Below are 15,584 nucleotides of genomic sequence, written 5' to 3' on the forward strand. Positions count from 1 at the left end.
GGTCATGCATCTCCCTTCAGGCGATCGTACGGATGGTCAATGCGAAGCCTCTTCGGCCTCATCGGTTGCTGTGGCACGTTCCAGTGCCTGCCACGCAAGTGTTGCACACTTGATCCGAGCTGGGAACTTAGAGACGCCTTGCAGCGATTCCAGTTCACCGAGTGTATCTAAGTCAACGTCTTGGCCCTTCATCATTTCGCGAAATTCGTGAGACAAGTGAAGGGCATCAGCGACGGGTAACCCTTTAACAGCTTCTGTCATCATTGAGGCAGATGCCATGGAAATGGAACATCCGCTTCCCTTAAAGCGTACATCCTTAACGATGCCCTCTTCCACTATCAATTGCAGGGAAATTTCGTCCCCACAACTTGGATTCCGGAGATCCACGGAAACTGCATCATCCGAAAGTTTCCCCTGATTCCGCGGGTGTTGATAGTGATCCATGATGACTTGACGATATAAATCATCCAATTGCATGCCCGAAGAACTCCTTTGCTTGTTGTAGGGCCCGCACGAGTGCATCGATATCGTCTTCCGTATTGTACAAATAGAAACTCGCACGAGCAGTCGCGCCCACTTCGAGAATGCGCATCAAGGGCTGAGCACAGTGATGTCCAGCCCGAACCGCCACACCTGCCGAATCCAAAACCGTGGCGACATCGTGCGGATGAACTCCCCGCAAATTGAACGTTACGAGCCCACCCCGTTTTTCACCGACAGGCGGACCGTACACGTCGACGCCGTCGATTTCCGTAAGGCGTTCCATCGCGTAGTTTGCGAGATTCATATCATGCTCTGCGATATTTTCCATGCCGATGTCCGTCAAGTAATCGACAGCTGCACCAAGGCCGACAGCCCCTGCAATAATAGGCGTGCCACCTTCGAATTTCCACGGTGTTTCTTTCCATGTCGATTCGTGCAGTTCAACAACATCGATCATCTCGCCGCCGAAATATGTCGGCTCCATTTCGTCTAGCAAACGCTTTTTACCGTATAGTACACCTACACCTGTGGGTCCACACATCTTATGTCCTGAGAAAGCCAGGAAGTCACAATCGAGATCCTGGACATCGACAGGCATGTGCGGAACGCTCTGTGCGCCATCGACGACAATAATAGCACCATGCCGATGGGCAATCTCGGCAATTTCCTTGACCGGGTTAATGGTGCCGAGGACGTTAGACACCTGTGCGATAGCCACAATTTTTGTCGAATCCGTCACAGCCGACTCCACGTCTTCGAGGCGAATGGTTCCATCGGCCTGAAGCGGTAGATACTTCAGTGCCGCGCCCGTTGTCCGCGCGACCTGCTGCCACGGAATCAAGTTGCTGTGGTGCTCACTCGGAGGTAGAACGATCTCGTCGCCTTTCCCCAGCCGCATCCGTGCATAACCGTATGCGATCATGTTGATAGACTCCGTCGTTCCCCGCGTGAAGACCACCTGATTGGGACTCTTGGCATTGATAAACCGTGCGACCTTATCCCGAGCACCCTCGTAAGCTTCCGTGGCCCGTGTTCCCAAGGTGTGCACACCGCGATGAACATTGGAATTCTCGCGTTCATAATATTGTTTCACAACATCGAGAACCTGTCGCGGCTTTTGCGAAGTCGCGGCACTGTCCAGGTACACGAGGGGATGCCCGTTTATCTCTTCAGCAAAGATGGGAAAATCCTTGCGGATCTCAATCGGATTCATCGCTCTAGCTCCCTTTCAATTCGACCCACAACCAACTCGCGAATTTGATCACTTGGGAGCGTTTCGACTGAATCGTTCAAATAGCCCCAGATGATCATTTTCATGGCTTGGGTCTGTGGAATACCGCGTGACATTAAGTAGTAAATTTGATTGGGATCAATTTTCCCCACACTCGCCGCGTGCCCGCAGCGCTGTACATCGTTCTCATCGATCAACAACATGGGAATGGCATCTGCACGAGCGGTTCCATCAACCATGATCATCCGATCATGCTGCTCGCTTCCCGCCCCCACAGCACCTTTCACAATTTGGGTCTTACTCCGGAAGATGCTGTTGGCCTTCTCGCGGAGTGCACTGTGCATGACGATGTCGCTTTCCGTGTTCCGCCCCACGTGCAACATGCTGGCTGTCAAGTCAAGATGTTCACGCCCGTAACCCAAGCCAAGGACGCGAGTCTGTGAGCGAGCACCTGTACCATTCAAGACACTTTCCACAACTTCCACTGCGAAGCCGTTACTCACGTCACTGACAGTCCATTCAACCGTCGCATCCTTTTCCACGTGAGCGCGACGTGTAACGAAATACGTTGGACCCTTGTGAAAGGCATCTGCGGTACCCACATGCACATGGCTTCCGGACTTAGCGACGACTTCCAGAACATGACTGTTCGTGAATTTCTGTCGATCCGCCCCGATAAACGAAACTTCCACAAACCGGACATCAGCCAACTCATCTGCAACGACGAGACTCCGAGGGAAACTCGCCTGAGCTTCACTTGTCACCACGTGCACCACTTCGAACGGCTTTTCCAATGTGACTTTTCGGGGAACGTATAAGAACACACCGCCAGCAAAATAAGCAAAGTTCAGCGCTGCCCATTTGCTCTCCCTCGCAGGAACGACTGTTCCGAGCGTTCCCTTGACCAGGTCTTCGTGTTTAGAAGCAGCAGTGTGGATGTCGGTGAACACCACACCTAAGTCTCTGTCCGCCTCGTTCAACTTAATGTCGGCCAAATGACCATCAACAAACACGGCATGCGAATGATCTAACCCTGCGATGTATGAAGCCGCATCTGCAGGAAGTTGTTTTGAGGGCGCCGTGACAAAATTCCCTGCGTCCCACCCTCGTTTACGCAAGTCCGTCTTCTCCAACCGCGGTTCAGGCATGGAGTCAAACGTCTGCCATGCCTCTTCCCGCAACTGCGTCAACCATTCCGGCTCATGAAATGCTCCACTGATGGAGTGTACTTGCAGCGATACTGTATTCGCTTCTGTCACGTCCGTGTCCCCCCTTACGCGTTCGCTTCGACTGTCTCGTCTTCGATGCCCAGTTCGTCCTTCAACCAGTCATATCCCTTGGCTTCGAGTTCCTCTGCGAGTTTCGCATCACCTGACTTGACGATGCGGCCCTGCATCATGACGTGAACGTGATCGGGGACAATGTAGTTCAACAGACGTTGATAGTGCGTGATGATGAGAAAGCCAATGTTCTCAGACCTTGCTGCATTTACGCCGTTCGCAACAATTTTCAACGCGTCGATATCAAGACCGGAGTCGATCTCGTCCAAAATCGCAATTCGCGGCTCCAACATGGTCATCTGAAGAATTTCGTTCCGCTTCTTTTCACCACCGGAGAAGCCTTCGTTCAAATAGCGTTCAGCAAACACCGGATCGATGTTCAACTGCTTCATCTTTTCCTGAAGATTCCGATGGAACTTCAAAACCGGCAACTCATTGCCTTCGCCCAAACGAGCATTCAAGGCTTGACGGATGAAGTTCGCATTCGATACGCCCGGCACTTCAGATGGATACTGCATAGCCAAAAAGAGTCCCGCACGGGCGCGTTCGTCTGTCGACATCTCAAGAACGTCTTGACCGTCTAAAACAACCTTCCCACTCGTCACTTCGTAATGGGGATGCCCCATCAGCGAAGACGCAAGGGTACTTTTCCCCGTGCCATTCGGTCCCATGATGGCGTGAATTTCACCGCCGCCAATATGTAAATTCAACCCCTTGAGGATCTCTTTACCTTCAATGCTGACATGCAAGTCTTCAATTGTGAAATCTGGCTTTGTCATGCTACCTACCTCTCAGTTCATATATGATTTTTAAAATGTTGACTGCATTAGTCATGTTTCCTAAAACAGCGTACCATATGTACGAGAAAATGCAAGTTTACAGCTGACACAAAAAAGCTGCCCCTACACCCTGCAACGGCATGTGGGACAGCCCCTTTCCAACGTCAAAAGAGATATTTGAAAACCAGTTTTGCCTCTTCAGACATCATTTCTTTGTCCCAAGGTGGATCAAACGTAAGTTCCACATCGACGTTCTCAACACCCTCGAGTGATGTCAGTCGCTCTACAATCTCATCTTTAATTTCGTCGTAAAGCGGACAACCCATGGTCGTAAGCGTCATCGTGACCTTGATACTTTTGCCTTCGTCCGCAATGTCTATCCCATAGACCATTCCAAGATTGACGATATCTATTTGAATTTCGGGGTCTAGGATTTCCGACAACATGTTGCGAACCAGTTCTTCTGTTACCATCTCGCCACCCCGTTTCCGCAATTTTGAATGTTACATTATGCTATGCCTACTCTTTGCTCAAAGAAGATAGGACAACTCAGTATACGGCACATTTAACGCCGTTGCCACTGCTTCAAATGTCACCTTCCCCTTATATACGTTAAACCCCTTTGCCAGCGCCGGGTCCGCCTTGGCCGCGTCGGCTGCCCCGAGGTTCGCCAAGCGAACAGCGTACGGTGTCGTGACATTCGTCAATGCCAAAGTGGACGTACGCGGTACCGCACCTGGCATGTTCGCTACTGAATAATGCACAACTCCGTACTTCTCGTAAACTGGATCACTATGCGTGGTGATTCGATCAATCGTTGCGATGGAACCGCCTTGATCGATTGCCACATCAACAATGACGCCACCTTTGCGCATGCCCTTAACCATTTCATCCGTGACGATTTTGGGCGCCCGCGCACCTGGAATGAGAACCGCGCCGACGAGTAAATCTGCACCTTCAATTTGTTCGCGCAAGTTAAATGCGTTTGACATCACAGTCCGCAAACGTCCGCCGAACAACTCGTCCAATTCACGAAGACGGCGTGGGTTGCTGTCAAGAATGGTGACGTCAGCGCCCATCCCCATGGCAACACGGGCCGCATTGGTGCCGACGATGCCACCACCAACGATGACCACCCGTGCAGCTGGTACGCCCGGTACCCCCGCGAGCAGTACGCCTTGTCCACCATGCGCCTTTTCCAAAAAATGCGCACCGATCTGAATGGACATACGTCCTGCGACCTCAGACATCGGTGTCAACAACGGCAAACTCCGATCCGGTAACTGCACCGTCTCATATGCAATGGCCGTCACACCAGTGTCCATGAGTGCACGAGTCAACTCCGGTTCTGGTGCCAAATGGAGATATGTAAAGAGCGTCAAATCGGATCGAAAATACTCGAATTCCGAGGCTAACGGTTCCTTCACCTTCATCACCATATTCGCCCCAGACCAGGTTGAACGGGCATCGGAGGCAATGGTTGCTCCTGCAGCTGCATATTCTTCGTCGCTGAATCCACTGCCTACACCGGCACCTGTTTCCACGAGGACTTCGTGTCCTGCGTCGCGCAGTGCTTGAACCCCTGCAGGTGTAATGGCAACACGATTTTCGTTGTCTTTAATCTCTTTTGCTACACCAATAATCACGCGGGTTACTCCCTTCACCGATGCTGCCCGATTTCTTCGGCATTATCCAACCATAGTGTAAATCGCCACTCGCACAAACGCAACGAACGAAAGAGACAGGCATCATTCGCCTGTCTCCTCGGCTGGTTTAATTCGTTTGATACGAACATTGCGTGCTCGCGGACGGTGAAGTTCGTTCGTTTCTCTGGCATGTGTTGCAAGCCACGTTTGGATTCGCTTCACATCACTTGGCGCGATCCGCCAGGTGCGTTCATTGTATAGAAACGATTCACCCGTCAGTTCCTCCGCCAATGCCTCCACGGCTTGCCGCACTTGTTCAACTGGCACGTGTAACATGTCGCCCAGTTCTGCGAGACTAAAACGTGTTGTCATCCTGGTGTCTCCTTATGAGGGTAACTGTGGCGCATCGATCACGACGACATGTGGAGTCCGACTGAAGAAGTCCGATTTCGAATCCGACAGCACCCGGAAATTCACCGCGATGGTCTGCCCCGGTTCCACCACGGAAGGCCACGACTGGTCCTTATACTCCGGTTTCATATGGTACAGGAACCGGATGCTGTTATCCGACAGGAAGCTTTGATCACTCGTAGACGCAAACCAAATGATAGCTCGCGATCGTTCTAAATCAATAGGCTGATTCGAACGATTCGTGAGACGGGTATTAATTTGGACGGACTGGATACCGTTGCTCAAATCACGCGGCGTCACTTGAACATTGCTCACTTCCAGCTTGCTCCGCCGCCACAACGCATCGGCCGTATCGGCGGTGACAAGATGTGAAGCGTAAAATGCCAAATGCGGTTCTTCCACCAGTCTATCGTCAACCGGCGAATGCAGGTTGCTCCCTGACGGATGGAACCACCACTCTACTGTTTGACCCGGCTCAATCACCTGGCTCGGTCCATTGACAAAAGTAAGCCAGTTCTCCGTCGATTGCCCCTGCGGCGAAAACGCCAGAACGCCGAACAAATCAGATTCGCGAACTGGCCTAGTTGAATTATTTGTGACATCTGCTAAAACATCCGAATTCTTTGGATCCCCCGCCGTCGTTCCAACGCGTACATTTGAGACTTGGACTGGTGCATCTTTCAGACCGAACTGCGCGGCGCTTTCGTTAAACGGGACGGTCTTTGTGTCCGCGGTTGTTTTTATCTGAATACCCGAATCATGCAAAATCGCCACGGCACCGACCAGACAGGCTGCCACAAGTCCGCTAGCCACTGCAAAGTAACGACCATAGGAACGGCGTTTGCGTCGCGGTTCAATCCGGTTGCCCACAGGTTCGCGTACTTGATCTAAAATTCGCGCTTTCAACTCGGTGCGAAACGGCACATCACTCAATTGTTTCATTAATTCGCGGAGGTCTTTATCTTCTTGGTCCATCATAGAAACCCCATTTCCTCCTCGCGAAGCTGGCTCTTTAGCAACTGTCGACCTCTGTGTAACCTCGTCCGAACAGCTTGTTCACTGATTCCTAAGACTTCGGCGATTTCCTGGCCACTCAAGTCTCGCTGGTAGTAGAGTACAACCACTTCCCGATACTTTTCCGGCAAATTATTCACAATCCCCCATAGCCGATCCTGCTCAAGCCGCGCCGTCACTTGAGACTCGGTATCTGACACGGGTATTCTATGAAATATCACACCATCGTCGCTGACTTCATGCTTGGCGCTCCACGAACGCAAGTGATCCTTACAGCGATTGGCCGTGATCGATAGAAGCCAAGTCTTCACAGAACTTTGCCCTTGAAATGTGTCCCAATTTCGCCATGCACGAAGAAAGACATCCTGTGCGACGTCTTCGGCCTTATGGTAGTTATGAAGGTACGAGTAGGCCAGGTGGATGACATCCTGTCCGTAAGAGTCCATCCACTCTTCGAGTCGGGAAATGTCGTCGAAAGACTCTCCATGGCTCGACTGACGCTCTTTCGGCATGTTCCATTCCCCTTTTGATGGCACGCCTTACTCCTTAGACGTTACACCGCGTCGTTGTGTGACAAAAGTGTGCTTCTTCGTAAAACATGCTACACTGTCGAGCAGATTTGATAAAGCCAAGGTTGGAGGTCGCTATGTATAGGCTTGCGCGTGCACTCCTATTTCAACTTGATCCAGAACAAGCCCACCGCGTCGTCATGGGCAATTTATCCCGCTGGCCACGATTGGCAAAACTGGCCGCACCAAAGTTACACATACCAGACAGTCTCAAACAGACTGTACTCGGCATGAATTTCTCTCATCCGATTGGCCTGGCAGCGGGTTTAGACAAAGACGCCATTGCCGTGAACGGACTGTTCGGCTGTGGTTTTTCGAGCATTGAAGTCGGGACGGTCACACCGCTCCCGCAACCCGGAAACCCAACGCCACGGTTGTTTCGTCTGAAACCAGACGAAGCGCTGATCAACCGCATGGGCTTTAATAATGAGGGAAGCGCTGCATGCGCTGGACGCCTACAGGCTCTGAACAACCGCCCGGGCATCATTGGCGTAAATATCGGAAAGAACAAAGTTACGCCCAACGAGACCGCTTCTGACGATTACGAAAAGGCCCTCAAAATGGTTGCACACTGTGCGGATTACATCACAGTTAACTTGAGTTCACCCAACACGCCAGGCCTTCGCGATCTGCAGAGCGCCAGCACCATCATCCAATTGCTAACACGTCTTGCGCCGACATTAGACGCCTTTGAGCGACCCGTTTTCATCAAACTGTCACCCGACCTGAGCGACAGCGCCTTAACGCACATTTCCGAAACCATCGCGGACTCTTCGCTCGTCGGCCGCGTTGGTATCATCGCAACCAATACCACCATCTCGCGACAAGGGCTCAAAAGCCCAGAAAAGCGTGAGTCGGGTGGTTTGAGTGGTCTTCCGTTGCAATCGCGATCGACAGAAGTCGTACGAATCGTGTACCGAGCTTCCGAAGGCAAAATCCCCATTGTCGGCTGCGGAGGGATTTTCAATGCGGACGACGCGTATGAAAAAATCCGCGCGGGCGCTTCACTCCTTCAAATTTATACGGCATTTATCTACCGTGGCCCTGCTGTGGTCAGTGAAATTGTGACAGGTCTTGCAAACAAACTGAAGGAAGATGGATTCACGACCATTTCCGAGGCGGTTGGATCCGAGGTTCGGTAAGCGCAGGATCATTTTCGCTTGTGGGCGTGACAGGCGGTGGCATGACGGAGACTAGTCCGTCATGCCACCGCCTTTTCATGTGACCGGACTCACATTCCGACAATGTGAAAACCGGCGTCGACATGCATGACCTCGCCTGTGATGCCGCGGCTGAGATCGCTCAGGAAAAACGAGGTTACATCCCCGACTTCCTCTGCATCGACGTTGCGGCGCAGAGGCGCTTTTTCCTCCACAGCGTGCAGCACGTCGTTGAATCCGCGAACGCCTTTTGCTGCAAGCGTACGAATTGGTCCCGCGGAGATGGCGTTGACGCGCACTTGGTCCTTGCCCAAATCTGCGGCGAGATAGCGAACCGTCGATTCCAATGACGCTTTCGCAACACCCATGACATTGTAGTTTTCGATAGCGCGCTCGGCCCCTAAGTAACTCATGGCGACAATGCTGCCGCCTTGCTTAAACAGTGGGCGGGCAGCGCGAGAAACCGCCACGAGCGAGTAGGCGCTGATGTTTTGCGCCAGCAAAAATCCCTCTCGAGATGTTGCGACAAATTCACCTTGTAGGTCCTCGACGTTCGCGTGGGCGATGGAGTGAACGAGGCCATCGATGTGATCGACAGATTGTCCAATTTCGGCAAACGCCGACTCAACGGATGCGTCATCGGTCACGTCGCAGTGAATCACTTGCGCTTCACTATCCGGTAGGCTGTCCTGCAGCAATTTCTGAATTTGCTCGCCGGCTCTGTCGCTGCGGTATGTAAAAATCAAATTGGCTCCTTGACGAGCTGCCGCGAGAGCAACACCCCAGCCGATGCTTCGCTTATTTGCAACACCCATGATGACAATTGTCTTGTTATTCAGTAGTGTCAACGGATCGATCCCTCTCTTTGACTGCAAATGTCTTCTACATGTATACCATCCGAGTGGGATATCGTAAACCTGCCGAACAAATGATGGAATAGGTTTGGAAATCTGTTTCCGGGTGCGTTACAATGTAAATGTACCCATTTTAACTACATAGGAGGTTTGTCACATGGCACATGAATTGCCAGCATTACCGTATGCATTCGATGCACTCGAACCTCACATCGACGCGTTGACCATGGAAATTCACCATGACCGTCACCACGCTACGTATGTTAACAACCTCAACAAAGCGATTGAAGGTACCGCTCTCGCGTCAAAGAGCATTGAAGACCTCATCAGCGATCTCAACTCTGTTCCCGAGAATATCCGCACGGCTGTTCGCAACAACGGTGGTGGCCATGCAAACCATAGCCTGTTCTGGGAAATCCTCAGCCCAAATGGCGGTGGCCAACCGACCGGCAAAATCGCCGAGGCAATCAACAGTGCATTCGGTAGTTTTGATAAGTTCAAAGAAGAATTCGCGGCAGCTGCAACAGGCCGTTTTGGCAGTGGTTGGGCATGGCTGGTTGTCGACGGCGGCAAGCTCGCCATCACCAGCACACCAAACCAAGACAATCCGCTCATGGACGGGAAAAAGCCTGTTCTCGGGCTGGATGTTTGGGAGCACGCATACTACCTCAAATACCAAAACAAGCGTCCAGATTACATTGGTGCATTCTGGAACGTCGTCAATTGGAACGAAGTCAACAAACGCTACGAAGCAGCTCTCTAAGAGCGGCCACAGCGAGTTAGACACACCGGATTCCCATGCGGATCCGGTGTTCTTTTATTTTGGGGGAGTTTGTGTGGCCATCTCCGTTCCCTATGAAGAATAATCCAATCTTCTGTCGAATTGGGACAGGTTACCGAGAACCGTGTATAATTATTTACAATAAACGCGGCCGTCACTTCGGTTATCCGTGAGGAGGAGGCAAATGTGGCGAAACGATCCCCAGGGCGACTGCACTGGGCAGTGCACAAAATTATCATCCCGACGACTGTCGTAACTTCCTCCGTTGCCATTCTTACAGCATCTTATTTTTACCATGAAAACCAATTGAGAGCACAGTTACTCAGTGAAAACACCAGTGCGACATTTGCGCAAATCGGACTAGACTCAAACCAGCAAACGGACATCGAGCATCACGCCCCGCCCGGTTCAGCTTCCACTGCAACTGTGCGGTCAGCAAAGTCGAAACAGGACCACAATTCATCTACACCATCGACCGCCACAAAGCACGAATTTACGTCTTCGGAAACGCCTGGAAAAAGTATGACAGGATCACACACTGACAAGAAGCCGACACCGTCCCACAAGCAAGCACCTGGAAGCGGGGCCCACGTTTCATGGGGAACAGTACAGGAAATTTCCACTGAACAAGTCCAGAGTACGGCTGTTCAGTCGATTGTGACGCAATACGGCCATAATCCTCAAACATCGGGGCTCGCCGGAAACCTAACCAGCGTGAATGGCGGCTCATTAACCATTCCGAGTTCCGTGGACCAGCAACGTTTGTTGGCGACGTCCCTCAATCAAGGTGTGATTTGGGCAGTTGTATCACCCACGACCGTGGCAAGCGATGGTACACGTGGGCCTGCCCTGTCAACGACAGATTTGTACTATACACCATTTCCTTCCGAGGGGGCAGCCCGTTTGACGACAGGCGCCATTCTCATCGGACAAGTTCCCATCACAACGGAGAATGCCGATCAGTTGGGAACTGCGTGGACTCATGTCACGAACCAACAGGGCATGGTTCCGACCAGTAATTCAACAGATGTGAGGGCGGATGCGTCGGGATCGACCCTGTCAAATTCCCAGACAAGCAGCCAGACTGCGTCGACCGGAAACGCGAGTCTTCAGGCGACTTCGACAAGTGCCACGGGAAGCGTTGGGACAACCCGACCGCGTCAAAGACAAATACCACCACAGCGATGAACACAACGGACACCCCTTCAAACACAGGAAAAATGGGATTCACTGACACAAGTGGTGTACAATCCGGGGCACCTGTTTCCCTTGCAAGTCTCGGACGGACCAGTTCGGGTGCCATCATCGTGTTGGACGTTCGACAAATGGGCAACATATCCAAAACGTGTATCTATTCACAGAATCGACTAAGTCAATTGTTCCACTGTGTCAGCTGGCAAACGACGGGACGCACTTCAGTTGGCTAGCTGTTGGGACAAACGTCGTTTACTGGGGTACACATGAGGTCAATCCAGCGAATCCAAGCACGTACACAGAGCATCAAACCCTCTATGACTGCCGCACGGGAAAAGCTGAGAACATTTCGTTAGGGAAGTGGACGACGACCGTCTATCCACACGACGACACACTCGTGTTCCAAGTCGGACAAACACCCTCCTGGGAGCAGTTCACTCCGAAGGTGCAATAGGCCAACCTCTCATGATTCCCCCCTCACATGGGCAGACTTACCAGTAACTGTCTCTGTAAGGAGGGGAATCATGTCCGTCTTAACCTTGATCAAACGAGCACATGTGTATAATCCGAAAGATATGGGCCTGAAAGACGTTCTCATTGGCGGCCGTCAAATTTTGGCCATCGGCGACGACCTTGCCATTCACGGAACCCTGCCTGCTGTCAACGTTGTGGAAGCTGACGGCCTATTTTTGTTTCCGGGTCTCATTGACCAGCACATCCACATGGCAGGCGGCGGCGGTGAGGGCGGTTTCCACTACCGGACACCTGAGATCTCGCTCAGTCACATCACCACATCAGGTGTGACCACTGCCATCGGCGTGCTGGGCACGGATGGCGTCACACGAACCACTAGGGAACTGCTCGCAAAGGCCAACGGACTGGATTTCGAAGGAGTCTCGACATACATATACTGTGGCGCGTATCAAATTCCAACGCGCACAATCACAGGGATGCCCCGATCCGACATTGTGTTGATTGATAAGGTGATTGGGGTGGGCGAGATCGCAATATCGGACTCCAGGTCGAGTCAGCCAGACGAGCAGGAGATCGCCGAGTTGGCATCGGAGGCATATGTGGGTGGCCTGCTAGGGGGAAAAGCAGGTGTCGTTCATTTCCACGTGGGTGATGACGATTCGCGCCTGGAAATCCTGCACGCGGTCGTTCACAAAACGCAACTACCGATGTCCGTGTTTGTTCCCACGCATCTGAATCGAAACCCAGGACTACTCGACGCATCCATCGAGTGGGGCAAAATCGGCGGATTCGTCGACATCACGTCAGGGATCCGACCGGACGAGCACGACGACGTGTCAGTCAAGCCCTCCAAAGCCATCCGCAAGTTGCTCGATGCAGGCGTGGATGCTGCCAATATCACGATGAGTTCAGACAGCAATGGATCGTCACCTATCTTTGACGACAAAGGTAAACTTGTTGCGATGGGTATCGGAAATATTGCGACGCTCTGGGAAGAAACAGTCGATGCGATAAGAGTTGAGGGGGTCCCCATTGAAACGGCCGTCAGTATCGTCACGCGGCACGTTGCCCGCGTCCTGAAACTGCGCTACAAAGGACGAGTCAAACCAGGATACGATGCGGATCTGATACTCTGCGACGAAGCGTTTAAAATTCAGCACGTTTTCTGTAAAGGTCGGCACATGGTTGAAGACGCCAAACCCTTGGTGTTTGGGACATACGAGCATGCAAGTGTCCCTGGATCGCCGCAACGTCGAAGTGAGTCTGGAAACGAGGATGAGAGTCGTGGCCGAGCCATGATCGATCCCGATGATGACGACGATGACAACTTTCCAGACAGGGACGAGCGCCAGGCCAAGTCACGCCGGAGACGCTATTGTTGCTAAAAAAGATCACCGGATGGCATGTGGTTACGACAGCCCTGCCTCCGGTGATCTTTTCTCACTTGGTAAAATAACTCCAGTAAAATGACGAAATCGCCTGTATGACTCGATGTCATATCATCGTTGGTAACGAACGAGTTGTAGAACTTCCTCGCGCATGTACAAGTCACTCTCATATCGTCCTCGCACGGCCAACGTCATTGTCTTACTTCCCGGCTTCTTGATTCCACGCATATTCATGCAAAGGTGCTCGGCGTCGATCACGACCATGACCCCCTCCGCCTCGAGTTCTTCAGCGAGTGCGTCGGCGATCTGATTGGTCATCCGCTCTTGGACCTGTGGACGCTTGGCAACTGTGTCTACTAACCGCGCAAGCTTGGAAAGACCTGTCACGACATTGTTGTGCGGTAAATAGGCGACGTGGGCATGTCCATAAAATGGCAAAAGATGATGCTCGCACATCGAATAAAACGGAATTTCGCGAACAAAGACCATTTCCCCATGCTCAACGTTAAACCGTGCACTCAGTTCTTCTTTTGGATCACTATGTAGTCCCGAAAAAATTTCTTGGTACATCCGCGCGACACGACTTGGCGTATCGAGAAGTCCCTCGCGGTTTGGATCCTCGCCGACTGCGGTTAGGATCATGCGCACTGCTTCCTCAATTTTTGCGATGTCCATTGTCTGATGCTCTAACGTAGTCCCCTCCATCTCTCTCGATATAATCTGTGGCCCACTGCCTACGGTTGTCAAACTCTTTGTCCTCCTTTGCAGAGCGAATGTACGACTGCAAACTCTATATGGCTTGTTCGATTAGCTGCCGCAGAAGAGCTTCTCATTACTCAACATACACAGATGTACACAAACGGTGTTGTTGTACAAATGGAGACTGTACAGTTGTTTCCGAAAGACCAGTCGTTTAACTGACCGCCGATCCAACACCGTTTTCACCATACCCTATTCGCATCCTATCTGCAAAACGCTGTTTGTATCGTATCCGTTGAGTCGGGAGGCATGCAACTAGTCCTCCCCGTAAGTTGCCCGAGGGACTGACCTCTTAGGTCAGTCCCCACTTCGCACAAACCAATCAGTCGCCTCTCTCAAGAAACGCCAAATGATCAGGCAGGCCCGCAATCCACTCCACTGTCACGGAACTGCACGGCATTGTAGAGTGCGCCCCATGACTTGACTTGATTTATCTCCGATGTCGATGGGCAACTGGCGTAATAAGCGATATATCCCGTGATATTATGACCACTCACCATTGGGTGGTTTCCCGTGATGGGCGCAATGGCGACAAACGCTGGAAGGTTTACACTTGCGAGTTGGTAAGTTGCATATTGCGATTGGTTGCAATAGAAGCCGGACTTGAGTGTGGAATTGATCGACGTGACACCAGCGGCAAAACCGTTTACGAAATCATGAAATTGCTGTGCCGTCTGCGCGGGTTGATTGTATCCCTCAGGGTCTAATATGACATAATCGGGACGGCGTGTGCCAGGCAGAGCGTCGATCTGTGTGGCAGCATACTGCCCCGCATCGTACCCTGCCTGATGAAACGTGACACCAGAACTAGGCCAACTGACCGTCCAGAAAGACAACCACCATGCGGAGGAGTTCACTCTTTCGAGGGCTTGTGCAACAAGTGAATCTGGATGGCTGGGCAACACGCTTGTATATGGAGACTGTGGCGTACCTAAGGCCGTTGTCACACCGATCCCAGGCCATTTCAACTGAAGGGCACGTTCTGCTTCAGCAAGTGTCGAAATGGATGCGTACACGCCCACAGACGGCTGGTTGACGGTCACGGGATGCGGGGTTGGGGCTGGTGCCTGTATGTTTGGAACTGAAAGCCTCGGGCTGGCTCCACTTACACACACGTGTTGGGGAATCTCCTGGCGAGGCAGGCCCCCATACCCGTGCGGAAAGGTACCATGGATGGCGTAATAGGAGAGCATGATAGCCAGTGTCAAACTGTCGAGGGCCGTGTACCCGCCTGCGTTGACGAAGGTGTTTGCCTTGACCGTCGCAACGCCGTGACCATCTGGATAAGTGACAAACGGAGTATGGCCGCCAGCCTGACCTGCCGGATTCGGCCAATTACAGGGATTATAGTAGAGTGCATAGAGTGCCGCACCTCCGACATCGACGAGGAGATTCGTCGGATCGGCGCAAATCCTCCATGCTTCCTGGTAGTCGCCGATGCATTGGCTGTATGGGATACCCGCTACATCTGCTGCCGCAAGACACTTGATATAGTCGTTATCCGTTGACGCGTACAGGTACACTCGGTTTGCTGGAACCGTCACGGTTTGCACTCCTTTCT

At 52.1% G+C, this 15,584-nt stretch carries 18 protein-coding genes; 6 read left to right on the plus strand and 12 right to left on the minus strand.

Going from position 1 to position 15,584, the window contains the following annotated elements:
• Positions 1-36: 36 nt before the first annotated feature.
• From sufU to NZD86_RS16335, 9 genes are all read right to left on the minus strand, one after another.
• Positions 37-477: a Fe-S cluster assembly sulfur transfer protein SufU gene (sufU, locus tag NZD86_RS16295; RefSeq protein WP_268043101.1), complete on the minus strand. Its 441-nt coding sequence runs from the start codon at positions 475-477 to the stop codon at positions 37-39.
• Positions 464-1,696 (minus strand): cysteine desulfurase, encoded by a 1,233-nt coding sequence (locus tag NZD86_RS16300; RefSeq protein ID WP_268043102.1) that lies wholly within the window; start codon positions 1,694-1,696, stop codon positions 464-466. The genes sufU and NZD86_RS16300 overlap by 14 nt, the downstream gene beginning before the upstream one ends.
• On the minus strand, positions 1,693-2,973 hold the full coding sequence (locus NZD86_RS16305; RefSeq protein ID WP_268043103.1) for a SufB/SufD family protein: 1,281 nt from the start codon (positions 2,971-2,973) through the stop codon (positions 1,693-1,695). The genes NZD86_RS16300 and NZD86_RS16305 overlap by 4 nt, the downstream gene beginning before the upstream one ends.
• 14 nt (positions 2,974-2,987) lie before the next feature.
• The gene (gene sufC, locus NZD86_RS16310; protein ID WP_268043104.1) at positions 2,988-3,773 is read right to left on the minus strand and encodes a Fe-S cluster assembly ATPase SufC; all 786 of its coding nucleotides are present in this window, start codon (positions 3,771-3,773) and stop codon (positions 2,988-2,990) included.
• Positions 3,774-3,937: 164 nt separating this feature from the next.
• On the minus strand, positions 3,938-4,246 hold the full coding sequence (locus NZD86_RS16315) for a metal-sulfur cluster assembly factor (protein ID WP_268043105.1): 309 nt from the start codon (positions 4,244-4,246) through the stop codon (positions 3,938-3,940).
• 57 nt (positions 4,247-4,303) lie between these two features.
• Positions 4,304-5,419, minus strand: a complete 1,116-nt coding sequence (gene ald / locus NZD86_RS16320) for an alanine dehydrogenase (RefSeq protein ID WP_268043106.1) — start codon at positions 5,417-5,419, stop codon at positions 4,304-4,306.
• A 102-nt stretch (positions 5,420-5,521) separates the two neighbouring features.
• Positions 5,522-5,791, minus strand: a complete 270-nt coding sequence (locus tag NZD86_RS16325; RefSeq protein WP_268043107.1) for a hypothetical protein — start codon at positions 5,789-5,791, stop codon at positions 5,522-5,524.
• A 12-nt stretch (positions 5,792-5,803) separates the two neighbouring features.
• Entirely contained in the window at positions 5,804-6,808 is a 1,005-nt protein-coding gene (locus tag NZD86_RS16330) for a hypothetical protein (RefSeq protein WP_268043108.1), read from the minus strand.
• Positions 6,805-7,356, minus strand: coding sequence for a sigma-70 family RNA polymerase sigma factor (locus NZD86_RS16335; RefSeq protein ID WP_268043109.1), 552 nt, complete (start codon positions 7,354-7,356; stop codon positions 6,805-6,807). Before NZD86_RS16335 ends, NZD86_RS16330 begins: the two co-directional genes overlap by 4 nt.
• Before the next feature lie 134 nt (positions 7,357-7,490).
• Here NZD86_RS16335 and NZD86_RS16340 point away from each other — a divergent pair, with 134 nt between their 5' ends.
• The gene (locus NZD86_RS16340; protein ID WP_268043110.1) at positions 7,491-8,555 is read left to right on the plus strand and encodes a quinone-dependent dihydroorotate dehydrogenase; all 1,065 of its coding nucleotides are present in this window, start codon (positions 7,491-7,493) and stop codon (positions 8,553-8,555) included.
• An 89-nt stretch (positions 8,556-8,644) separates the two neighbouring features.
• Here the strand turns inward: NZD86_RS16340 and fabI are convergent, their stop codons facing one another.
• Positions 8,645-9,430: an enoyl-ACP reductase FabI gene (gene fabI, locus NZD86_RS16345; RefSeq protein ID WP_326492676.1), complete on the minus strand. Its 786-nt coding sequence runs from the start codon at positions 9,428-9,430 to the stop codon at positions 8,645-8,647.
• 154 nt (positions 9,431-9,584) lie between these two features.
• Between fabI and NZD86_RS16350 the strand changes: the two genes are divergently transcribed.
• From NZD86_RS16350 to iadA, 4 genes are all read left to right on the plus strand, one after another.
• Positions 9,585-10,190 (plus strand): superoxide dismutase, encoded by a 606-nt coding sequence (locus NZD86_RS16350; RefSeq protein ID WP_268043111.1) that lies wholly within the window; start codon positions 9,585-9,587, stop codon positions 10,188-10,190.
• 204 nt (positions 10,191-10,394) lie between these two features.
• The gene (locus tag NZD86_RS16355; RefSeq protein ID WP_268043112.1) at positions 10,395-11,396 is read left to right on the plus strand and encodes a serine-rich family protein; all 1,002 of its coding nucleotides are present in this window, start codon (positions 10,395-10,397) and stop codon (positions 11,394-11,396) included.
• A gap of 157 nt (positions 11,397-11,553) precedes the next feature.
• The gene (locus NZD86_RS16360) at positions 11,554-11,856 is read left to right on the plus strand and encodes a hypothetical protein (protein WP_268043113.1); all 303 of its coding nucleotides are present in this window, start codon (positions 11,554-11,556) and stop codon (positions 11,854-11,856) included.
• Positions 11,857-11,926: 70 nt separating this feature from the next.
• Positions 11,927-13,261, plus strand: coding sequence for a beta-aspartyl-peptidase (iadA, locus tag NZD86_RS16365; RefSeq protein ID WP_268043114.1), 1,335 nt, complete (start codon positions 11,927-11,929; stop codon positions 13,259-13,261).
• A 114-nt stretch (positions 13,262-13,375) separates the two neighbouring features.
• Here iadA and folE read toward each other — a convergent pair whose 3' ends face one another.
• Positions 13,376-13,939, minus strand: a complete 564-nt coding sequence (folE, locus tag NZD86_RS16370; protein ID WP_268046906.1) for a GTP cyclohydrolase I FolE — start codon at positions 13,937-13,939, stop codon at positions 13,376-13,378.
• 87 nt (positions 13,940-14,026) lie between these two features.
• On the opposite strand from folE, the gene NZD86_RS16375 reads away from it, so the two are divergent.
• A complete protein-coding gene (locus tag NZD86_RS16375) occupies positions 14,027-14,185 on the plus strand; it encodes a hypothetical protein (protein WP_268043115.1) in 159 nt (52 codons plus the stop codon).
• Positions 14,186-14,376: 191 nt separating this feature from the next.
• On the opposite strand, the gene NZD86_RS16380 is transcribed toward NZD86_RS16375, so the two are convergent.
• The gene (locus NZD86_RS16380) at positions 14,377-15,567 is read right to left on the minus strand and encodes a hypothetical protein (RefSeq protein WP_268043117.1); all 1,191 of its coding nucleotides are present in this window, start codon (positions 15,565-15,567) and stop codon (positions 14,377-14,379) included.
• Between the last annotated feature and the right edge of the window lie 17 nt (positions 15,568-15,584).

It is taken from the genome of Alicyclobacillus dauci (genome assembly GCF_026651605.1).
Classification (GTDB): Bacteria; Bacillota; Bacilli; order Alicyclobacillales; family Alicyclobacillaceae; genus Alicyclobacillus; species Alicyclobacillus dauci.